Source organism: Rhizobium sp. LjRoot254, assembly GCF_964254105.1.
In the GTDB taxonomy this organism is placed as follows: domain Bacteria; phylum Pseudomonadota; class Alphaproteobacteria; order Rhizobiales; family Rhizobiaceae; genus Rhizobium_E.
Genome location: NZ_CAXUSM020000001.1, coordinates 4,429,648 through 4,449,001, shown reverse-complemented (window position 1 = coordinate 4,449,001; position 19,354 = coordinate 4,429,648). Strand labels below are relative to the sequence as shown.

22 protein-coding genes are annotated in these 19,354 nt (G+C 62.2%); 7 read left to right on the top strand and 15 right to left on the bottom strand.

Features of this window, described 5'->3' with window-relative positions:
• Window positions 1-22 precede the first annotated feature (22 nt).
• Complete coding sequence (locus ACSQ26_RS21945; RefSeq protein ID WP_258159783.1) at window positions 23-1,606, top strand: peptide chain release factor 3; 1,584 nt, start codon at window positions 23-25, stop codon at window positions 1,604-1,606.
• Between the two features lie 182 nt (window positions 1,607-1,788).
• Here the strand turns inward: ACSQ26_RS21945 and ACSQ26_RS21940 are convergent, their stop codons facing one another.
• From ACSQ26_RS21940 to ACSQ26_RS21930, 3 genes are all read right to left on the bottom strand, one after another.
• On the bottom strand, window positions 1,789-2,373 hold the full coding sequence (locus ACSQ26_RS21940; RefSeq protein WP_436015412.1) for an IMPACT family protein: 585 nt from the start codon (window positions 2,371-2,373) through the stop codon (window positions 1,789-1,791).
• Window positions 2,374-2,627: 254 nt separating this feature from the next.
• Entirely contained in the window at window positions 2,628-3,572 is a 945-nt protein-coding gene (locus ACSQ26_RS21935) for a threonine/serine dehydratase (protein WP_436012630.1), read from the bottom strand.
• A 53-nt stretch (window positions 3,573-3,625) separates the two neighbouring features.
• Complete coding sequence (locus ACSQ26_RS21930; protein ID WP_436012628.1) at window positions 3,626-4,510, bottom strand: LysR substrate-binding domain-containing protein; 885 nt, start codon at window positions 4,508-4,510, stop codon at window positions 3,626-3,628.
• A gap of 111 nt (window positions 4,511-4,621) precedes the next feature.
• Here ACSQ26_RS21930 and ACSQ26_RS21925 point away from each other — a divergent pair, with 111 nt between their 5' ends.
• Window positions 4,622-5,329: a glutathione S-transferase family protein gene (locus ACSQ26_RS21925; protein ID WP_436012626.1), complete on the top strand. Its 708-nt coding sequence runs from the start codon at window positions 4,622-4,624 to the stop codon at window positions 5,327-5,329.
• Between the two features lie 48 nt (window positions 5,330-5,377).
• Here ACSQ26_RS21925 and ACSQ26_RS21920 read toward each other — a convergent pair whose 3' ends face one another.
• The 5 genes from ACSQ26_RS21920 to ACSQ26_RS21900 form a co-directional block, all read right to left on the bottom strand.
• On the bottom strand, window positions 5,378-5,749 hold the full coding sequence (locus tag ACSQ26_RS21920; RefSeq protein WP_436012624.1) for a VOC family protein: 372 nt from the start codon (window positions 5,747-5,749) through the stop codon (window positions 5,378-5,380).
• A gap of 34 nt (window positions 5,750-5,783) precedes the next feature.
• On the bottom strand, window positions 5,784-6,188 hold the full coding sequence (locus tag ACSQ26_RS21915) for a GFA family protein (RefSeq protein ID WP_436012622.1): 405 nt from the start codon (window positions 6,186-6,188) through the stop codon (window positions 5,784-5,786).
• Between the two features lie 8 nt (window positions 6,189-6,196).
• Complete coding sequence (locus ACSQ26_RS21910) at window positions 6,197-6,817, bottom strand: glutathione S-transferase family protein (protein WP_436012620.1); 621 nt, start codon at window positions 6,815-6,817, stop codon at window positions 6,197-6,199.
• Window positions 6,818-6,972: 155 nt separating this feature from the next.
• A complete protein-coding gene (locus tag ACSQ26_RS21905; RefSeq protein ID WP_436012618.1) occupies window positions 6,973-7,350 on the bottom strand; it encodes a hypothetical protein in 378 nt (125 codons plus the stop codon).
• A gap of 170 nt (window positions 7,351-7,520) precedes the next feature.
• Window positions 7,521-8,432, bottom strand: coding sequence for a pirin family protein (locus ACSQ26_RS21900; protein ID WP_436012616.1), 912 nt, complete (start codon window positions 8,430-8,432; stop codon window positions 7,521-7,523).
• Window positions 8,433-8,614: 182 nt separating this feature from the next.
• On the opposite strand from ACSQ26_RS21900, the gene ACSQ26_RS21895 reads away from it, so the two are divergent.
• Window positions 8,615-9,433 (top strand): class II glutamine amidotransferase, encoded by an 819-nt coding sequence (locus ACSQ26_RS21895; RefSeq protein WP_436012614.1) that lies wholly within the window; start codon window positions 8,615-8,617, stop codon window positions 9,431-9,433.
• Between the two features lie 53 nt (window positions 9,434-9,486).
• On the opposite strand, the gene ACSQ26_RS21890 is transcribed toward ACSQ26_RS21895, so the two are convergent.
• From ACSQ26_RS21890 to coaBC, 4 genes are all read right to left on the bottom strand, one after another.
• Window positions 9,487-10,125, bottom strand: coding sequence for a glutathione S-transferase family protein (locus ACSQ26_RS21890; protein WP_436015410.1), 639 nt, complete (start codon window positions 10,123-10,125; stop codon window positions 9,487-9,489).
• A complete protein-coding gene (locus ACSQ26_RS21885) occupies window positions 10,109-10,585 on the bottom strand; it encodes an SRPBCC family protein (protein WP_436012612.1) in 477 nt (158 codons plus the stop codon). The genes ACSQ26_RS21890 and ACSQ26_RS21885 overlap by 17 nt, the downstream gene beginning before the upstream one ends.
• Entirely contained in the window at window positions 10,566-10,907 is a 342-nt protein-coding gene (locus ACSQ26_RS21880; RefSeq protein WP_436012610.1) for an ArsR/SmtB family transcription factor, read from the bottom strand. The genes ACSQ26_RS21885 and ACSQ26_RS21880 overlap by 20 nt, the downstream gene beginning before the upstream one ends.
• Window positions 10,908-11,029: 122 nt before the next feature.
• Complete coding sequence (coaBC, locus tag ACSQ26_RS21875; protein WP_436012608.1) at window positions 11,030-12,241, bottom strand: bifunctional phosphopantothenoylcysteine decarboxylase/phosphopantothenate--cysteine ligase CoaBC; 1,212 nt, start codon at window positions 12,239-12,241, stop codon at window positions 11,030-11,032.
• Window positions 12,242-12,436: 195 nt separating this feature from the next.
• Here coaBC and ACSQ26_RS21870 point away from each other — a divergent pair, with 195 nt between their 5' ends.
• Window positions 12,437-13,675 carry an aminopeptidase gene (locus ACSQ26_RS21870; protein WP_436015408.1) on the top strand — a complete coding sequence of 413 codons (1,239 nt, stop codon included), beginning with the start codon at window positions 12,437-12,439 and terminating at the stop codon, window positions 13,673-13,675.
• Between the two features lie 247 nt (window positions 13,676-13,922).
• Here the strand turns inward: ACSQ26_RS21870 and ACSQ26_RS21865 are convergent, their stop codons facing one another.
• Window positions 13,923-14,801, bottom strand: a complete 879-nt coding sequence (locus ACSQ26_RS21865) for an EamA family transporter (protein WP_436012606.1) — start codon at window positions 14,799-14,801, stop codon at window positions 13,923-13,925.
• Between the two features lie 88 nt (window positions 14,802-14,889).
• Between ACSQ26_RS21865 and ACSQ26_RS21860 the strand changes: the two genes are divergently transcribed.
• Complete coding sequence (locus ACSQ26_RS21860; RefSeq protein WP_436012604.1) at window positions 14,890-15,372, top strand: MarR family winged helix-turn-helix transcriptional regulator; 483 nt, start codon at window positions 14,890-14,892, stop codon at window positions 15,370-15,372.
• Here ACSQ26_RS21860 and ACSQ26_RS21855 read toward each other — a convergent pair whose 3' ends face one another.
• On the bottom strand, window positions 15,373-15,963 hold the full coding sequence (locus ACSQ26_RS21855) for an NAD(P)H-dependent oxidoreductase (RefSeq protein ID WP_436012602.1): 591 nt from the start codon (window positions 15,961-15,963) through the stop codon (window positions 15,373-15,375).
• Between the two features lies 1 nt (window position 15,964).
• Complete coding sequence (gene xseA / locus ACSQ26_RS21850) at window positions 15,965-17,551, bottom strand: exodeoxyribonuclease VII large subunit (RefSeq protein WP_436012600.1); 1,587 nt, start codon at window positions 17,549-17,551, stop codon at window positions 15,965-15,967.
• A gap of 148 nt (window positions 17,552-17,699) precedes the next feature.
• On the opposite strand from xseA, the gene ACSQ26_RS21845 reads away from it, so the two are divergent.
• The gene (locus ACSQ26_RS21845; RefSeq protein ID WP_436012598.1) at window positions 17,700-18,035 is read left to right on the top strand and encodes a PilZ domain-containing protein; all 336 of its coding nucleotides are present in this window, start codon (window positions 17,700-17,702) and stop codon (window positions 18,033-18,035) included.
• Between the two features lie 88 nt (window positions 18,036-18,123).
• Window positions 18,124-19,353, top strand: a complete 1,230-nt coding sequence (locus tag ACSQ26_RS21840; protein WP_436012596.1) for a lipase family protein — start codon at window positions 18,124-18,126, stop codon at window positions 19,351-19,353.
• Window position 19,354 lies beyond the last annotated feature (1 nt).

Genomic DNA, 19,354 nt, shown 5'->3' with positions numbered 1-19,354 from the left:
CCATTCAACAGGATTTTGATTGATGACGGACCAATTGGCCGAGGCGATCTCCCGCCGCCGCACCTTTGCTATTATCGCGCATCCGGACGCGGGCAAGACGACGCTGACCGAAAAGCTGCTGCTGTTCGGCGGCGCGATCCAGCTCGCCGGCGAGGTGAAGGCCAAGAAGGACCGCATCCAGACCCGCTCGGACTGGATGAAGATCGAGCGCGAACGCGGCATCTCGGTCGTCACCTCTGTGATGACCTTCGAATATGACGGCAATGTCTTCAACATCCTCGACACACCCGGTCACGAAGACTTCGCCGACGACACCTACCGCACGCTGACGGCGGTGGATGCCGCGATCATGGTCATCGACGCCGCCAAGGGCATCGAGCCGCGCACGCTGAAATTGTTTGAAGTTTGCCGGCTGAGAAATATCCCGATCATCACCTTCATCAACAAGCTGGACCGCGAGAGCCGCGATCCGTTCGAGATTCTCGACGAAGTCGAGGAGAAGCTGGCGCTGGACACGGCACCCATCACCTGGCCAATCGGCCGCTCGAAGAGCTTCTGCGGCAGCTACCACCTGGCGACGGATGAGGTGCGCGGCTCCGATACGGAGGCTCATACCAAGAAGGTCAATGGCCCCGAAGCCGTCGCCAGTCGTTTGCCGCAGAACGAGCAGGGGGCCTTCATCGATGAGGTCCTGCTCGCGCGCGAAGCCTGCAAGCCTTTCGACGAGGAGAGCTTCCTGGAAGGTCATATGACGCCGGTCTTCTGGGGGTCGGCGCTGAGGAATTTCGGCGTCCGCGACCTCATCAACGCGCTTGGCGAGATTGCGCCGCCGCCGCGCGACCAGGTCGCCGATGTCAGGACCGTGCACGCCACCGAGGACAAGATGACGGCCTTCGTCTTCAAGATCCAGGCCAATATGGACCCCAACCACCGCGACCGCATCGCCTTCGCGCGCATCTGCTCCGGCAAGCTCGAACGCGGCATGAAGGCGCGGCTCGCGCGTACCGGCAAGCAATTGGGCCTCACCGCGCCGCAATTCTTCTTCGCCTCGCAGCGCCAATTGGCCGATACGGCCTATGCCGGTGATGTCGTGGGCATCCCCAATCACGGCACGCTCAGGATCGGCGATACGTTGACCGAAGGTGAGCAATTGGTCTTCCAGGGCGTGCCGAACTTCGCGCCCGAAATCCTGCGCCGCGTGCGGCTCGAAGATGCGATGAAGGCCAAGAAGCTGCGCGAGGCACTGCAACAGATGGCCGAGGAAGGCGTCGTGCAGCTCTTCCTGCCGGAGGACGGTTCGCCGGCGATCGTCGGCGTCGTCGGCGCGCTGCAGCTCGACGTGCTCAAGGAGCGGCTGTCGGGCGAATACACGCTGCCGGTTAGCTTCGAAATGAGCCGCTTCTCCGTCTGCCGCTGGATCTCGGCCGACAATCCGCTCGATCTCGACAAGTTCGTCACCGCCCGCCGCGGCGACATCGCCCGAGACCTCGACGGCGATCCGGTCTTCCTCGCCCAGGATGCGTTTTCGCTGCGCTACGAGGCCGAGCGCTATCCCGCGATCAAGATGGTGGCGATCAAGGAGTACCACGTCGCCAAGGCTGCGTAACGACCGGCGCAGCCGGGCAAATCAATGAAGTTGATTTGAGTGGAGCAGGCCCGAGCGCGACGCCGCGCGAGGGCGCACGCGTGAGCTGCCGACGCAGCCGGGCAAATCAATGGAATTGATTTGAGCGAAGCAGGCCTGAGCGCGGGCCGCGCGAAGGCATAAGTGGCCGGCACGACCGCCTGTCAATCGAACGATACTTCGCTCCGCCCGCTGGTGAGGTCGGCCACGAGACGCGAGACCGCTTCGACATCCGTCTCCACGATGCGGACGACAATATCCGCACCCGTCGCACCGAAGCGCTCTTCCAGGATTTGCAGGTCCTTGAAGGCGGCCAGCTTTGCCTTGACCAAGGCAAGATCAGAAAATTCCAGATGAAAACGTCCGTCCACCGACGGCTTCATCTCGACAAGTTCGGCACTTCGCAGGCAGATCGCCGCCGTGCCGCCATAGGCGCGGACCAGCCCGCCGCTGCCCAAGAGAATGCCGCCGAACCAGCGGGTGACGATCACCAGAACCTTGTCGATCGATTGCCCGTCGATCGCCGCGAGGATCGGCTTGCCCGCCGTGCCGCTCGGCTCGCCATCGTCGGAAAAGCGGTAGCCCGCGCCGATCCGCCAGGCCCAGCAATTATGGGTGGCGTCGGCATGCGCATGCGCGGCGAGCGCCGCCTTGGCTTCATCCTCGCTTGCGATCGGGATGGCGGTCGCGAGGAACCTGCTCTTCTTGATGACCTGTTCTGCGGTTGCGGGCTGCGCGAGTTGAAACATGGGCGATGCGTAGCGCAGGTTTACGGTGAAGGGAAGCGGACCGGCTATCAAGAAAGACCCCGCCCCAAACCCCTCCCCACAAGGGGGAGGGGCTAACCCGTGGCGCCGTCTCGCCCGACTCACCGTCGAGCCACGGAGCCTTCATTTGTGCAACATGCACATGGGGAACTTGCGACCGAGGTAGAAGCCACGAATTGGCCCCTCCCCCTTGTGGGGCGGGGTTTCGGGGCGGGGTCTTTGCACCCCCGAAATCGTCACCCGAAATCCACCGCCGTCGTGTTCGATCCGCAGACCAGCACCGCGATCCGCTCGCCTTTATCAGGCACATAGCGACCAGACAAAATTGCAGCCATGGCGGCCGCCCCACCCGGCTCGGTCGCTACCCGCACACTGTCCCACAGCGCCTTCTGGGCCTGGCGGATCGCGTCGTCTGTGACGAGAACGGATTGGCCGACATGATCCCGCGCGAGTGGAAACATCAACTGGCCTACCTGTTTCGGCGCCAGCGAATCCGCCGCGACGCCGCCCGCAGGCGCATCGACCGGGTGACCGGCGGCGAGTGCCATGCTGAGCGTCGGCGCTTCCTCGGGCTCGACGGCGACGATCTTCACCCGCCCGCGATACCAGGCGGCGATGCCGCCGATCAGCCCGCCGCCGCCGACCGCGACCAGAAGCGTATCGATACCAGGCAGGTCCTCCTCAATCTCCTTGCCGAGCGTGCCTTGGCCCACAAGCGTTTCCGGCTGGTTGAACGCATGAATCTGCATCGCCCCGCATTTCTCCGCGAAAATCTCGCTCGCCGCCAGCGCATCGGCATAGCGATCGCCGCCGATCACGAGGTCGGCCCCGAAGCTCCTGATACGGTCGGTCTTGGCCTTGGCGCTGATCGAGGGCACGTATATCGTCGCCTTGATGCCGAGCTTCATCGCCGCATAGGCGACCGCCGCACCGTGATTGCCACCGGAGGCCGCCACAACGCCGGCGGCTGGCACATCCCGCGTCAGAAGGTTGGTGAAGGCACCGCGTGCCTTGAACGAACCCGAATGCTGCAGGCATTCGAGCTTTAGATCGAGTGCGCCACCCTGCAAACCGAAATCCGCCATGGAAACCGTCATGACTGGCGTGCGCCTGACATGCGGACGGATGATGGCTTCGGCCGCCGCGATGCGGTCCGGTGTAATTTCGATACTGGCTGACATGCTGGGTCTCTCTCTGCGGGACTGAGAAATCTTGGCGCGGATGGATTGGAAAATCAACCGCCCGCCCGTTCGAGCAGCAGATCGACCACCGCCCGGACGGAGGGAAGCTGGCCGCGCCGATGCGGCATGAGGATCGTCGTCGTGATGCTGCCAGCGGTCCAGTCCGGCAACAGGCGGACAAGCGTTCCGTCACCCAGCGCCCCGCGGCAGACTGATGTCGGCAGGCAGGTGATGCCGATTCCCGCGGCGGCGGCCTTGAGCAGGACGAAGGGTTCGTCGGCCGCCATGATGGGATTGACGTCCGCTTCCACATTTCCACCTGCCGTCGATGAAAGCCGCCATGACGTCTCCGATGGATTGGCGACGATGCTTTTATGTTGGGCAAGCTCGTCCGGATGCGACGGCGCGCCATGCTGTTCGACATAACCCGGCGAGGCCACGACGTAGAAATCGTGAATGCCGAGCCGGCGCTGCACCGGCGCCGAATCCGCCAGCGGTTGCTGGTGGCTGCGGATGGCGATGTCGAAGCCTTCCTGCACGATATCGACGAAACGATCGGTCACATGCAGCGCAAGCGTCAGCTTGGGGTAGCGCACCGACAGTTCCTGGAGATGCGGCGCCAGCGTGAACTGCGCCGTCGGAACGGAGGTCGTCAGACGCACGGTACCGCTCGGCTCGCCCAGCCGGGTACGCACGATATTCTCGGCATTCTCCGCCTCGATCACCGAGGCCCTGGCATGCTGGAAGAAGTCACGGCCCAGATCGGTCAGGGAAAAGCTGCGCGACGTGCGATGGATCAGCCGTGCGCCCAGCCGTGTCTCAAGTTCGGCCACGCGCTTGCTGATCGTCGATTTCGGTACGCCCAGCCGTCGCGCCGCCGCTGCAAAGCCACCGCAATCGACGGCCTGGACGAAGAATTGCAGATCGTTGAGGTTCATATTCATCGTCCATCTGCGTGGACATTAGGGCTCCAAATCCATAGCTACCGGTCCATCGTCCGCAATGACATATCAATCGGGTCGATATCAATCAACAGGAAGGAATGATCGATGGCCCTCACTTTGTTCTACGGCGTGCCCGAAGGCTGCTCGTTCGGCTCGATCGTCGCGCTCGAATGGTCCGGCGCGACGTATCATCTCTGCCGCGTCGGAATGCCGGAAGTGGTTTCCAGCGAAGACTACAGGCAGATCAACCCGGTCGGCGAGACGCCGACGCTGATGCTGCCCGACGGCCGGCTGGTCAGCGAAAGCATGGCGATTCTCGGTCACATCGCGGCCAAGACGGTCAGCAAGGGTCTCGGTTTCGAGCCGGGCTCAAGGGACGACGACCGGCTGAAGCAGATGCTGGCCTTCCTCAATACCAGCTTCTTCAATGCCTTCAGCCCGCTCTGGTATTCGATCGAGCACGAACTCGCGCCCGACGCCAAGCAGGCTCTGCGCGATTACGGCATCGCCAAGGTCGAGCGGGCGCATGCCGATCTCGAAACCTTGCTTGATGGCAGAGAGTGGCTGCTCGGCGACAAGCGCAGCCTCGCGGATGCCTATTTCATGGGAATCGCCCGGTGGAACGATTTCCATAAAGTGGTCGACCGCCGGCAGTTTCCGGCGCTCAACAGCCTCTACCAACGGATGCTGGAAGACCCGGCCGTCCGCTTCGCCCATGCGATCGAGCATGAGGAGGAGGCCGTCAGCGCCGGCGGTTTCCAGGGGCAACTGAGCATGGACGACATAATCGGCGAGATCCGGAAGGCTGCCTGACATATGATGCCGAAACCTGGCCGGATTTCCCGATGCCGGAGTGATAGCCTATTGCGCCTTGTGGCAGACAGCTTCGAGATTGTTGCCGTCGGGATCGATCACGAAGGCGCCGTAATAGCTCTCGTGATACTGCGGGCGCAGCCCGGGCGGGCCATTGTCCGAGCCGCCATTGGCGAGTGCGGCCTTATAGAAGTCATCGACCGCGCTGCGACTATCGGCAGTCAGGGCCAGATGAACCGACGATGCAGCCGCATCGCCCTCCGCCTGCCCGATCCAGAGCGGATGCGCGCCTGTCTTGCCGAATCCCGCGGCGACGCCGAAATCCTTCTGCTTGGAAAAGCCAAGCGGCGCGAGCACGGCTTCATAGAAGGCGAACATTTCCTTCAACTGCCTGGTCCTGAGGCCTATGTGGTCCAGCATTCCATTCTCCTGTCGTATCTGTCAGCCGTGTTGATCAGTCCTGTTCGGTGCCTGGCAGGTCGGCGATATCGTGGATCCATGGCAGCGCCGAGCGGCACCATATCTGCCTTTTCGGCGTCAGTTCGCGCCGCTGGTTGATGCTGCCGAGCCTGATGCCTGTGGTCGTCGCATCCTCGCCCTCGCCGGTGGTGAAGAGCGGCGAACCGCATTCCGGGCAGAAATATTGCAGCCGCGGCCGGCCGTTCTGGCCGTGCTTCGTATAAAGCTTCGGCGGATTGGCGGTCAGTTTGATCTTGTCGCCATCCGTGATGGCGGTCACCCGATAGGGGCTGCCGGTCAGCCGCTGGCAATCCGTGCAATGGCAGATCGTAACCCTGTCGGGGTCGATCTCCGCTTCGTAGCGCACATGGCCGCAATGGCATTGACCGTCGATATGCATGTCGTGCCTCAGGCGAAATGTTTGACATGAACGGGCATGACCTTCGGCCGGTTCCGCACACTGGTGACGAGGCTCACGATCTTCGGGCAATGTGCCGCAAGCCAGTCGCCATCGATCCAATAGGCAAGCATCCAGAGGTAGATATCGACCATGGTCAGTTGGTCGCCGAAGAAATACGGCCCTTCTCCCATCGCCGTCTCGAGCAATTCGTAATGACGGTTCACATAGGTCGTGGCGTTGCTCAGCACCGCATCGCCGCCTGAAGGATCGTCGGAATATCGTGGCGGATAGGCCTTGCGCAATTCGCCTTCGTAAATGTTGACGGCCATGAAGATCAGCCATCGGTCATGCTGGGCGCGGGCGCTGGAGCCTGGTGGTGGGGCGAGTTGGGAATAGGGAAAGGCGTCGGCGAGATGCAGCAGCATCGCCGCGCCTTCGGTCATTACGGATCCGTTGGGGAGGGCCAGCGCCGGAATTTGCTGGCGTGGATTGATCGCCCGGTATTCCTCGCTGAGGTGCCGCTTCTCTGCAGTGCTGGTCGGCACGGTCACGTAGTCGGCGCCAGCCTCGGCAAGTGCGGCTTCCACCGCCGAGCTGCCGCTGTTGATCGATTCATAGAGCTTGTACATGCGTCCCCCTTCGAATTCGCGGTCAGTCTATCGTCTGGCGAGGCTTTTGGAAGAGCCATAGGCGACGGTTTGCGGATCGCTGCGAACGAGCGGATCATCACAGCCTATTCGATGGCGATGCTCGACAAGCTCGGCGAGGAGATCGCCCGGAATGATTAGCGCTTGGCGTTCTGCAGCGTCCAGACCGCGTATAGCTGCAGGCAGCCCAGCAGGAACGGTCCGATCGTCTTGATCAGATTGCTTTCATAAATGCCGACCCACATGTCGGCGAACTGGATGATGCCGGCAAGAAAGCCCAGCACCGTCAGCATGCGCCCGAACCGCATGAAGATGGACACCATCACAAAAACCGCGAGCGGCAGGCTGCGGGCTGCCGCATAAAGCGCGAATGTGAACGCCGCATCATTCGCAACGGACCCGGCCGGCAGCATCGACAGGGGGTCTACCAGCCCGACCACGGCAAAGCTCGCGGAAACGAGGACGTTGAACCCTGTCACCACGGACGCAAATCGTAGCGCATTCCTGAATTGCATCCGTGCTTATCCTCGCAGCCATCTTCGCACCTGCGAATGGACAGCAAAAACAAGCCGATGGCAAGTGCAGATCGCGCGCCCTCACCTGAACGGTGAGGGCGCACGCTTTCCATGGAAAGCCGCTTCAAGTCTTTCCAGGAACTGCCCAGGCACTGCAAGGTGCCGATGCGCTAGTGGGCGGCCTTGATGAAGGTGCCGTTCTGGAGGTCACGCATCGCCTGCCTGATTTCCTCATGACTGTTCATCACGATCGGGCCATGCCAGGCGACAGGTTCCTCGATCGGCTTGCCCGAGACGAGCAGGAAGCGGATGCCTTCGTCGCCTGCCTGCACGGTCACCTCGTCGCCGGTGTCGAAGACAACAAGCGTGCGATTGCCCGAGAGGTCGCGGATATTGAGTTCCTCGCCGTTAACCTCCTTCTCGACCCGCACGCCGACCGGCCTGGACGCATCGCGGAACGTGCCGGAGCCGGCAAAGATATAGGCGAAGGCCTTGCGATAGGTATCGACCTTGAAGGTCTTCCGCTTGCCTGGCGGCACCGAGATGTCGAGATAGACGGGATCGGCCGCGATGCCGTCGACCGGGCCGGACTTGCCCCAGAACTCGCCGGTGATGATACGCGCCGCAGTGCCATCGTCATCGACCACGACGGGGATATCTGATGCCTTGACGTCCTGATAGCGCGGCGCGGTCATCTTCAGCGACGAGGGCAGGTTGGCCCAGAGCTGGAAGCCATGCATGCGGCCGGCGAAATCGCCCTTCGGCATTTCCTGGTGCATGATGCCGCTGCCGGCCGTCATCCACTGCACATCGCCGGCGCCGAGCAGGCCACGATTGCCAAGGCTGTCGCCATGCTCGACCGTGCCGGCGAGCACATAGGTGATCGTCTCGATGCCGCGATGCGGATGCCACGGAAAACCGCGGCTGTAGTCGGCCGGATTGTCGTTGCGGAAATCGTCCATCATCAAAAACGGATCGGTCAGCGACGGATCGCCGAAGCCGAAGACGCGGTGCAGATGCACGCCGGCACCTTCCATGGTCGGCTGGGCACGGGATTCGGATTTTACGGGGCGTATCGACATTTCACATTCCTTGTTACAGGCGTTTCTCACTTGAACGCCAATATAGAGCCTCTTCATTGTCTTCGAAAGATGATCGATCTGCGAACAATCTTTTCCAAACGGTGAACAGTGGAGCGTTTAAGGCTTTGTTTACCATGACGGCCCAAGATCGACCGGCGTATTGTTCGCGTCAGGATCTCGTCATGTGCCGCTGGGCCGCCTATTGCGGGGAACCGCTCTTTCTCGAAGACATCGTCTCCTCGCCGACGCATTCGCTGATCGCGCAATCGCATTCGGCGGTCGAGGCCCGCACGGCCACCAATGGCGACGGCTTCGGTGTTGCCTGGTACGGCGAGCGCGAGACGCCCGGGCTCTATCGCGACGTCCTACCTGCCTGGTCCGACTGCAATCTGAAAAGCATTGCGCGCCAAATCCGCTCGCGGCTCTTTCTCGCCCATGTCCGCGCCGCGACCTTCGGCTCGACGCGGCGCGACAACTGCCATCCCTTCGTCAACGGACGCTGGTCCTTCATGCACAATGGCCAGATCGAGAATTTCGCCCAGCTGCGCCGTCCGCTGGAAAACATGCTGCCGGATGAGCTCTATGCCGCCCGCACCGGAACGACCGATTCCGAGCTGATCTTCCTTCTCGCTATGCATTTCGGCCTCGAAAGCGCGCCGCTGCTCGCCTTCCGCGAGGCGATCGCTTTCATCGAGCGGCTGGCGATCCATTTCGGCCTTGGCGCCGACGTGCGCTTCACCGCAGCCTTCTCCGATGGCGAGAAACTCTATGCCGTCCGCTACGCCACCAACGAGGTCGCGCCGACGCTCTATGCCAGCCCGATCGGCACCGGCGGCTACTGCCTCGTCTCCGAACCGCTCGACAGCAATCGCGACAACTGGATGAGCATTCCTGAACAGAGCGCCGTCGTCATGAGCCCGGACGGGCTCGAAGTCTCGGTCTTCGAGACGGGCACGATCAAGGCGACGATTTCGGAAAAGGTCCTGCTCGCCGCGATGTGAACGGATGCGAAACCCGCAACCCGGTCGCCTCTCGGCAATATCATTCGCCAATGCTACCGATTGGAATGCGGAAACGGGTCGCGCCACGCCTCAAGCTCGTTCAGACGGTCATGCCAACGCCGGATATTGGTGAAGGCGTCGAGCGGCAATCGCGATGTAGCGGCGTAGGGCAAGGCGGCCGCCAGGGCAAAATCGGCGACGCTCACGCTTCCGCCCACGACATAGCGGCGGTCGGCCAGGTGGTCGTCCAGCACACGGGCAAACTGTTTGAGACTGGCTTCGGCGTCGGCCACGATCCTCTCGTTCGGGGTCTCGCCAAAAAGCGGCTTGACCTCATTTTCGAACCACAGTGTGGCGCCGTGATGGGTGAAATGGCCGGCATCCCAGCTCAACCAGCGGATTATGTCGATCTGGCGCTCGTCATGCGGCCAGAACTCCGCACCGACGCTGTCGGAGAGGTGGCACATGATGGCGTTTGCCTCCCAGAGCGTTCGCTCACCGTCTTGCAGGGCGGGAACTTTGCCATTGGGATTGATTGCCAGAAATTCCGCCGTCCTTTGTTCACCGCGACCAAGATCGACCCGAACGAATTCGACATCCGCATCGAGAAAACGAGCCGCCGCACAGGCTTTTCTGGGATTGAGAGTCTCGCAATAAAAGAGTTTGGCCACCGGTTCAGCTCCCCATGACATCGTTTTCAAGGAACCGCTTCAGTCGGTCGAAGCTTTCCGACCAGCCACCTTCATGGCCATCACGAGACTCGATGCTTTCGAAGAAGGCCTGATGAAACCGCATATGCGTGGCATCACCTTTCTCCGTAAATTCTATGGTGACGACCGTTTCTGGGCTGCGTTCGCCGTTCGCCAGCTCCCATGCGTGGGTAAAGACAAGCCGGCGCGGCGGCTGCACATCGATATATTTGCCGCTTACCCAATGCTCGTCGCCATTGGGGGCAATGAGGCAGGCCCGATGAATGCCGCCGGGACGCAGATCGAGCTGATCGCCCCGTGCAATAAAGTCTTTCGGGCCGCCCCATTGCACCATCCATTGCGGATCGGTCCAGGCCCTGAACACGACATCGCGAGGGGCTGCAAAGGATCGTTCGATAAGAAGCTCGGGCTTTTCTTGAAGACTACGATTGAGTGTTGGCATCGTCGTTTCCCTTTAAGTTGGAGAGGAATGTGTCGAGGCGATCAAAGCTCTGATCCCAGAAGCCGCGATAGCGCTCCACCCAATCGGCAATTTCCTTCAACGGGCCCGCCTCGATCTTGCAGGGACGCAACTGACCCGAGCGGCCGCGGGCGATCAGCCCCGCCGATTCCAGGACTTTGAGATGGCGTGAGATGGCGGGAAGGCTGATGTCGAAAGGTGCGGCGAGCTCATTGACGGTGGCCTCGCCGCTCGCGAGGCGCATGACAATCGCGCGCCGTGTCGGGTCCGCCAAGGCGGCAAAGGTTTCGTTGAGGCGGTCCATTAAATTTAACCAGTCTGTTAATTAACCTGTCTGTTAAATATCTGCCGGTTTGCAATCTGTCAAGCGGGGGCGCCAGACGCACCGCCACAAGTAGGCTTCCGATCCTGGATTTCAGACGCCGCTCAGGCTCCGGCGAGCTTTTCGGCAATCAGCGCCACGAGCTTCTCCGCCACCTCGTCCTTCGACAGATCCGGCCACCGGTCGACGCCGTCGCGGCTGATGATCGCCACGCGGTTGCGTTTGCCGCCCATGATGCCGGTCTCGGGCGAGACGTCATTGGCGACAATTAGGTCAGCGCCCTTGCGATTGAGCTTGGCGGTGGCGTTGGTTTCGACATCGTTCGTTTCGGCGGCAAAGCCGATCACCAGTTTCGGCCGCTTTCCGTGATGGCCGACGGTCTTGAGGATGTCGGGATTTTCGGTGAACGCGAGAGATGGCACCGAGCCGTCGGCGGATTTCTTGATCTTCTCGCCCGAGGCGGTTGCGACGCGCCAGTCGGCGACGGCGGCGACCATGACGGCGATATCGGCGGGGAGTGCGGCGAGCACCGCGTCGCGCATTTCCTCGGCGCGCTCGACATGGATCACCTTGACGCCGCGCGGATCGGCGAGCGTCACAGGGCCGGATACCAGCGTCACGTCGGCGCCAGATTTGGCAAGGGCTGCTGCGATCGCGTGCCCTTGGGTGCCCGAGGAACGGTTGGCGATGTAGCGCACCGGGTCGATCGGCTCATGTGTCGGACCGGATGTGACAATCGCTCGTTTGCCGGCTAAGGGTTTTGGCGCGGTGTCGAGCAGGGCCTCCACCTCGGCGACGATGTCGAGCGGCTCGGCCATTCGGCCAGTGCCCGCTTCGCCGCCTTCCGCCATCTCGCCACGCATCGGGCCGACGAAATGCACGCCGTCGATGAGAAGCTGCGAGGCGTTGCGGCCGACGGCGGGATTCGACCACATCTTGGGGTTCATGGCGGGTGCCATCAGCACCGGGCGCTCGGTGGCGAGCAGCACCGTCGAGGCGAGGTCATTGGCGAGGCCGTTTGCCATTTTTGCCATCAGGTCGGCGGTGGCGGGGGCGACGAGCACCAGGTCGCAATCGCGCGCCAGGCGGATATGGCCGACATCCACTTCGTCGTCGCGGGAGAAGAGATCGGTATGAACCTTGTGTGCCGCAAGCGCGCCGACCGCCAACTGGGTGACGAATTCCTCGGCGGCCCTGGTCATGACGGGGACGACGACCGCGCCGCGCTCGCGCAGCCGCCGGATGAGGTCGAGGCTCTTATAGGCCGCGATGCCGCCGGATATGATCAGGAGAATATGCTTGTCTGTCAGTATCATGCCGGTATCCGTCCTGCTTTCGGCCTCATTTCGACAAATAGTGGAGTGCGGGCTGTTGTGCAATGCGACGGCGACTTCGATGCCGATTTCCGCTGGAATGCCTTCACAAATGGCGCCAAATCGGGGAAGACAAGCGTAGAAACGAAAAGAGCAGGTGGAATTCCGATGGATATGAACGAAGCACAGAGCGCCACCATGAGCGGCGATGTCATCGACATGGAGAAGCTGGAAAAGCTGGCGGAAGTGGCGGTCAAGGTCGGGCTCGACCTGCAGAAGGGCCAGGACCTGGTGATCACCGCGCCGGTGGCGGCCATGCCGCTCGTCCGCTTCATCACCAAGCATGCCTATCTCGCGGGCGGCGGGCTGGTGACGGCATTCTACAATGACGAAGTCACGACGCTGATGCGCTATCAGCATGCCGAGAATTCGACCTTCGATCGCGCCGCAAGCTGGCTCTACAAGGGCATGGCCGAGGCCTATGCCAATGGCGCCGCGCGGCTGGCGATTTCCGGCGACAATCCGATGCTGCTGTCGAGCCAGGATCCGGACAAGGTCGCACGCGCCAACCGCGCCATGTCGACCGCCTACAAGCCGGCGCTGGAAAAGATCTCGAACTTCGAGATCAACTGGAACATCGTTTCGTATCCGAATCCGTCCTGGGCCAGGCAGATGTTTCCCGAACTCGAGGAAAACGCGGCGGTCAGGAAACTGGCGGATGCGATCTTCGCCGCCTCGCGCGTCGATGTCGCCGATCCGGTCGCGGCCTGGAAGGCGCATAATGCAGCGCTTCACACGCGTAGCGCCTGGCTCAACGGCCAGAATTTCGCCTCGCTGCATTTCAAGGGGCCGGGCACCGACCTGACGGTGGGCCTGGCCGACGGCCACGAATGGCATGGCGGCGCCTCCGTCGCCAAGAACGGCGTGACCTGCAATCCGAATATCCCGACCGAGGAAGTGTTCACCACGCCGCACGCGTACCGCGTCGATGGCGTTGCATCCTCGACGAAACCGCTGTCGCATCAGGGCACGTTGATCGACAATATCCAGGTCCGTTTCGAAGCCGGCCGCATCGTCGAGGCCAAGGCCTCGAAGGGCGAGGCAGTGCTCAAGAAGGTGCTGGAGACCGACGAGGGCGCATCGCGTCTCGGCGAAGTGGCGCTGGTGCCGCATTCCTCGCCGATCTCGGCTTCGGGCCTGTTGTTCTTCAACACGCTGTTCGACGAAAATGCCGCCTGCCATATCGCGCTCGGCCAGTGCTATTCGAAATGCTTCATCGACGGCGCCAACCTGACGCCCGAACAGATCGCGGCGCAAGGCGGGAATTCCAGCCTGATCCATATCGACTGGATGATTGGGTCGGGTGACGTGGATGTGGATGGCGTAAAGCAGGATGGCACGCGGGTGCCGGTGATGCGTCGGGGCGAGTGGGCGTGAGGGTAGTTTGACCGGCTCAGTTGGCGAGTCCGGCTTCCACCCCTCACCAAGCGCGTCCATGCGTTCGCTGAAGCTCACGCGGCCTTCGTATCCTCTCCCGTAGGGGGAGAGGTAAACCCGTGGCGGCGCCCTGGGCGTGCGGCACCCTACCTCTCCCCTTGCGGGAGAGGATACGAAGGCCGCGAGAAGCGAAGCTGATCGCTTGGCCGTAGTTGGTGAGGGGTGAACGTTTTAGCAAATAGCCGACTCAGCGAGTCGCGACGGCTTCAGTACCAGCCCGCCGCATCTGTGCCATCTGGCTGAGCCACACGCTGATCAGCACCACCGCCATGCCCGATATCTGGAGGGTCGAGAGGTTCTGGCCGAGGATGGCCCAGCCGAGGATCGTGGCCATCAGTGGGCTGAGAAAGCCCAAGGGCGCGACGGCGGAAGCCTCGAGGCGGGAGAGGCCGCGAAACCAGACGATATAGGCAAGCGCGCCGCCGACAAGGCCGAGCCAGATGAAGCCAAGCCAGTTGTTCAGCGTCAGCGCCGGCAGGGCGGGTTCCATGACGTAGACGAGGGGCACAAGCAGGATGCCGCCCGCGGTGAGCTGCCATGCGGTGTAGGTGAGGGGCGAGACAGGCGGCTGCCAGTGACGGCTGAGCACGGTGCCGAAGGCCATGGAGACGGCGCCGGCGAGACCGGCGGCCACGCCGAGCGGATCGAGAGCAGCACGTGGGGTGAGGACGAGGAGTGCGACGCCTGCCATGCCGGTGAGCCCGGCGATCACGGCAAGCGCGCGGATCGGGTTGCCGATGAAGACCCGCGCCAGCAGGATCACGATCAGCGGCTGGATGGCGCCGACCGTTGCCGCGACGCCACCGGGCAGGCGGTAGGCGGAGATGAACAGCATCGTCTGGAAGAAGGAGAAATTCAGCGCGCCGAGCAGGAACGAGCGGCCCCACCAGATGCCCGAGGGCAGTTGCCGCACGATGAGGAGCAACAGGAGCCCTGCAGGAAGCGCGCGCAGCATCGCAACGGTCATGGGATAGCCCGCCGGCAGCAATTCGGTAGTGACGACATAGGTGCTGCCCCAGACGAGCGGCGCGAGAGCGGTGAGAAGAATATCCGAGGTGCGGGACATGAATTTAGCTCCACGTCAAATTACTTGATATCAAGATAAATAAACCAATTTATCTTGACGTCAAGCAAAAATTCTACATAGTGGCGGCATGGATCACGTCGACAGGATATTGCAGCAATGGAACCGGGAGCGGCCCGACCTCGATGTCGGACCGATGGGCCTGCTCGGGCGGATCGCACGGCTGCGCAGCCATCTGTCACGGGAGCTGGATGCTGAATTCGCCAAACATGGGCTGAATTCCTCGAGCTTCGACGTGCTGGCGACACTCCGGCGCTCCGGCCCGCCCTACCGTCTTTCGCCCACCGAACTGCTCGAGACGACGATGATCACCTCGGGCACCATGACCAACCGGATCGACCAGCTCGAAAAGGCAGAGCTGGTGGAGCGGCTGGACAATCCCGGCGATCGGCGCGGCGTGATCATCGCCCTGACCGACAAGGGTTTCGAGACCGTGGACAAGGCGGTGACCGGCCATGTCGCCAACCAGCACCGGCTGGTCGCGGCGCTCAGCGAGGATGAGCGGCGGGCGCTCGACGCGCTTGTCGGAAAATTTCTCAAGACCTTCGAGTAGTTAAAGTTTTCCGACCTGACGTCTGATGCGCTCCAAGAACCACTCGCGCTTTTCCAGGGTTGATTGATCCATGCTGTGCAAGGACAGCATGTGGAAATCCAGGCTCTTGGCGCAGAAGGCGGCCACCCCGCGCTTGAGCAGGCGTTTCACGGGATTGCCCATGTAGAAATGCACGATCCACCACGGCGAGCCGGTGGTCGTCAGCGCCCAGAAATGTCTGACATTGCCGAGCATGGGAACAAGCCGGCCGCCCTTTGGATCTATGTCGTACGCCACGCCCGGTGCAAAGACGCGGTCCAGATAGCCCTTGAGAATGGCCGGCAGGTTGAACCACCATTGCGGAAATACAAAGATCAGGCCATCCGCAGCGCGGAGTCGCGCAACGAGCGGCGCGACAGTGGAAATGTCGTAGTCCGGCTCCATGTGACGCGCCCGCTCGTCGGCCGTCAGCCTCGGATCGAAATCTTCGGCGTAGAGATCGAGAAGGTCGGTCGTGTGGCCGCTTGCCTCAAGGGCGGCCACTGCCGTTCTTGCCATGGCGGCGGCAAAACTCTCCTTGATCGGATGGGCGAGGACCACGAGAATGTGCATGTCAGAACAGGCTCCCCTGATTGCCCTTTTCGGGCGCCGGCTTTTGCGCAGATCGCTTCTTAGCCGGCGAAACAATTGCCGAGGCGTTCTCTCCCGCGACGGCCTTGACCGCGCCATCGGCGAATTCGATCGACAGCGCATCGCCCTCCGAAATCATCCCGGCGGAGGACAGGACCCGGTCGTCATCGCCACGAATCACCGCATAGCCACGCCTGAGCACGTTTTTATAGGAGAGCGATTCAAGGATGCGCTGCTGCGCCGAGAGCGTCTGCCTATGCCGCGCCAACAAGTTTGCGACAGCGGAATCGCCGCGCCTTGCGGCATTGCCGAGCCGGTCTTTCTGACGTTCTGAATGGGTATGCAGGCGCGCCGGGAAGCCCGCGAGCACGGCGTCAGCGCGGGCGATGCGGGCTTTCTGGCGATCGAACATGCGTTCGACGACGCGGTCGGCGCGGGTCATGCGCTCGGCGAGTTTCTGGCGCTGCTCGGCGATGCGGGTCGCCAGGATGGCGGGGCGGAGATTGGCCGAGACGCGCTCGAAGGCGCGGCGTTTTGTGACCGTCGTCATTTCCAGCCCACGGCCAAGACGGGACGCAGCCTCGTCGAACCGGCGGCGGGGAAGGGCGAGGATCTGGTCGAGCGAGGGGAGCGCGCGTATGAGGTCGCGGACCTCGCGACGGCGTGTATCCATCTGGCGGCTCATGGCGCGGGAGAGACGGGCGGCGAGGTTGGCGATCTGGGCTTCGAGGTCGGCCTTCACAGGCACGGCCATCTCGGCGGCGCCGGTTGGCGTGGGAGCGCGCTGGTCGCTCGCATAGTCGATCAAGGTCCAGTCAGTCTCGTGGCCGACGGCGGAGATCAGCGGGATTTCGGAACTGGCCGCGGCGCGCACCACGATCTCGTCGTTGAACGACCAGAGGTCTTCCAGGCTGCCGCCGCCGCGCGCCACGATCAGCACGTCGGGCCGGGCGATCGGGCCGCCGGGCTCGAACTCGTTGAAGCCGCGGATGGCGTTGGCGACTTCCGCGCCAGAGCCTTCGCCCTGCACCTTCACCGGCCAGACGATGACGTGCAGCGGGAAGCGATCGGAAATGCGGTGCAGGATATCGCGGATGACGGCGCCGGTCGGCGAGGTGACGACGCCGATGACCATCGGCATGAAGGGCAGAAGCTGCTTGCGCGCGGCGTCGAACAGGCCCTCGGACTGGAGCTTGCGCTTGCGTTCCTCGATCAGCGCCATCAGCGCGCCGACGCCGGCGGGCTCCAGGCTTTCGATGACGATCTGGTATTTCGACGAACCGGGGAAGGTGGTGATCTTGCCGGTGGCGATCACCTCCATGCCCTCTTCCGGGCGGGTCTTGAGCTTGGAGAACGAACCCTTCCAGATCACGGCTTCCAGCCGCGCCCGATCATCCTTGAGCGCGAAATAGGCGTGGCCGGAGGAATGCGGGCCGCGATAGCCCGAGATCTCGCCGCGCACACGCACCTGGTCGAACGCCTGTTCCATCGTGCGTTTGATCGAGCCGGAGAGCTCGGTCACCGTATATTCGATGAGGTTTGACGGCGAATCATTCTCGAAGAAGGTCATGTCGGGATATTGACCGGTTCATTCCGGTTTGAACAGCGATGGCCGGTTCGAACAGCGATGACCGGTTTGAACAGCGACGGCCGGGCCGGCGTTAATCGCATCTTAATGCCTTCCATGGCTAATTTCGAATATTCTAACGGAGGGTTTCATGATGAATGCCCAGAACAGCATCATGCTGGAAGACGACCAGCGGTATCATCGCCGCAGGCAGGTCCGGCTCGATGCGATGCTTTCGTGCATGCGCAGCGGCCTTCGTGGATATATTTCCCAGTCGGCGATGGTGCTCAACCTCTCGGAAGGCGGCTGCATGGTCTCATGTGCATCGACGGACGGGCTGACCAACGACCTTCATATCGTCATCGCCGGGCTTCCCGCCAAGATCGGGTGTACGGTTGTGGGCCGGACGGCGGTGCGGCTCAACCTGCAATTCACCGAAATGCTGCCGCCGCACGAGGTCGATCGGCTGGCGGCGAGGCGCTTCTGAGCAAACCACGCCTTTTCATGGACGGACATACGCTTTTCCGCTAAGGAACGGCCACCGGCGGGCAAGCACTCGCCGCGATCACGCGTCCATGATCCGGGGTGACATGCAGGAAACCGAAACCCAACCGTTCCGCCGCCAGGTGTTCTTCATCAGCGGCTACGATCCGCGTGGCGCGCTCTTCCTGCACAAGAACTGCGTCACCGAGACCGACAAGTGGAGCGAGACCAGCGGCCACTCCGTGAAGACCGGTCCGCGCAAGAATATCGGCAAGCTGGTGCGACGTTGGGTGATTACCTCGGATATTCCGGGCGGTCCGGCCGAGACGAATTTCGATTTCCTGCAATGGGATGACATCATCCGCGCCCATTGGGACAAGCGCAACTGGCTGGTCTATCTCCAGGGTATCGGGGTGTGGTGGCGCCTGTTCGTGGACGGCGTCTATATGAGGACTGTCCGCGATTCCTGGCCGATCTCGATTGTCATGGTGGCACCGGCGATGACGGCCATCATGCATGGGCTCGGCGTGCTGCTGCCGCTGATCGGCCTGATCGGGCTCTGGCTCTTCCCCGGGGTGATCGGCAAGGTCGTCGCGCTGGCACTGATCGCGCTCGGCGGCTGGTTCTATTGGTGGATCACCAAGAATATGGATCGCTACCGGCCCGAATGGAATGGCCGGATCGGGGTTTTCGCCAACAAGATGGTGATCTCGCGCGACAACGTGCCCGGCCTCGACGAACGGCTCAACCAGATGGCCGACCATATCGTGGCGTCGATCGAGGAGGGCAAGCCGGATGAGGCGCTGATCATCGGCCACAGTTTCGGCACCACGCTTGCCACGATCGTTGCCGCGCGCGTGCTCGAACGGCGGCCGGAACTGGGGGGCAAGGATTCCCCGCTCGGATTTGTGACACTCGGCCAGACCCAGTCGCTGCTGTCGTTCCGGAAGAAGCATGGTTGGTATCACGAGGAGCTTTCGCGCTTTGCGAAATTTCCGGATTTCAACTGGCTCGATTTCTCCTCGCCGCCGGACGGCGCCTGCTTTGCGCTGATCAACGTGCTGGATTTCCTGCCCAATCCACCGAAGAGCATGCCGAAGATGCTGAACGCCCAGTTTCATAAGATCCACACCGAGGAGCATATGAACGAGGCGCGCTATTTCCGCATGCTGATGCATTTCTTCTATCTGCATGCCAATGGACATCCGCAGGTCGGTACCGATCTCTATGATTTCGTGCTGCTGATTGCGGGAAATCAAAGTGCGCGCGAGCGCTACGCCGCGAGACAATCCGGCAAGCCGTATTTCAAGAAGGAAAAGTGAG

Coding starts and splice junctions, on each gene's coding strand:
- ACSQ26_RS21910 (WP_436012620.1), bottom strand. CDS start 6,817: ATGTACAAGCTCTATGAATCGATCAACAGCGGCAGCTCGGCGGTGGAA.
- ACSQ26_RS21890 (WP_436015410.1), bottom strand. CDS start 10,125: ATGTCATGGGGAGCTGAACCGGTGGCCAAACTCTTTTATTGCGAGACT.
- ACSQ26_RS21840 (WP_436012596.1), top strand. CDS start 18,124: ATGATCCGGGGTGACATGCAGGAAACCGAAACCCAACCGTTCCGCCGC.
- ACSQ26_RS21905 (WP_436012618.1), bottom strand. CDS start 7,350: ATGCAATTCAGGAATGCGCTACGATTTGCGTCCGTGGTGACAGGGTTC.
- ACSQ26_RS21885 (WP_436012612.1), bottom strand. CDS start 10,585: ATGCCAACACTCAATCGTAGTCTTCAAGAAAAGCCCGAGCTTCTTATC.
- ACSQ26_RS21945 (WP_258159783.1), top strand. CDS start 23: ATGACGGACCAATTGGCCGAGGCGATCTCCCGCCGCCGCACCTTTGCT.
- ACSQ26_RS21845 (WP_436012598.1), top strand. CDS start 17,700: ATGATGAATGCCCAGAACAGCATCATGCTGGAAGACGACCAGCGGTAT.
- coaBC (WP_436012608.1), bottom strand. CDS start 12,241: ATGATACTGACAGACAAGCATATTCTCCTGATCATATCCGGCGGCATC.
- ACSQ26_RS21855 (WP_436012602.1), bottom strand. CDS start 15,963: ATGCACATTCTCGTGGTCCTCGCCCATCCGATCAAGGAGAGTTTTGCC.
- ACSQ26_RS21935 (WP_436012630.1), bottom strand. CDS start 3,572: ATGTCAGCCAGTATCGAAATTACACCGGACCGCATCGCGGCGGCCGAA.
- ACSQ26_RS21895 (WP_436012614.1), top strand. CDS start 8,615: ATGTGCCGCTGGGCCGCCTATTGCGGGGAACCGCTCTTTCTCGAAGAC.
- ACSQ26_RS21880 (WP_436012610.1), bottom strand. CDS start 10,907: ATGGACCGCCTCAACGAAACCTTTGCCGCCTTGGCGGACCCGACACGG.
- ACSQ26_RS21925 (WP_436012626.1), top strand. CDS start 4,622: ATGGCCCTCACTTTGTTCTACGGCGTGCCCGAAGGCTGCTCGTTCGGC.
- ACSQ26_RS21900 (WP_436012616.1), bottom strand. CDS start 8,432: ATGTCGATACGCCCCGTAAAATCCGAATCCCGTGCCCAGCCGACCATG.
- ACSQ26_RS21870 (WP_436015408.1), top strand. CDS start 12,437: ATGAGCGGCGATGTCATCGACATGGAGAAGCTGGAAAAGCTGGCGGAA.
- ACSQ26_RS21920 (WP_436012624.1), bottom strand. CDS start 5,749: ATGCTGGACCACATAGGCCTCAGGACCAGGCAGTTGAAGGAAATGTTC.
- ACSQ26_RS21860 (WP_436012604.1), top strand. CDS start 14,890: ATGGATCACGTCGACAGGATATTGCAGCAATGGAACCGGGAGCGGCCC.
- xseA (WP_436012600.1), bottom strand. CDS start 17,551: ATGACCTTCTTCGAGAATGATTCGCCGTCAAACCTCATCGAATATACG.
- ACSQ26_RS21940 (WP_436015412.1), bottom strand. CDS start 2,373: ATGTTTCAACTCGCGCAGCCCGCAACCGCAGAACAGGTCATCAAGAAG.
- ACSQ26_RS21865 (WP_436012606.1), bottom strand. CDS start 14,801: ATGTCCCGCACCTCGGATATTCTTCTCACCGCTCTCGCGCCGCTCGTC.
- ACSQ26_RS21915 (WP_436012622.1), bottom strand. CDS start 6,188: ATGCATATCGACGGTCAATGCCATTGCGGCCATGTGCGCTACGAAGCG.
- ACSQ26_RS21930 (WP_436012628.1), bottom strand. CDS start 4,510: ATGAACCTCAACGATCTGCAATTCTTCGTCCAGGCCGTCGATTGCGGT.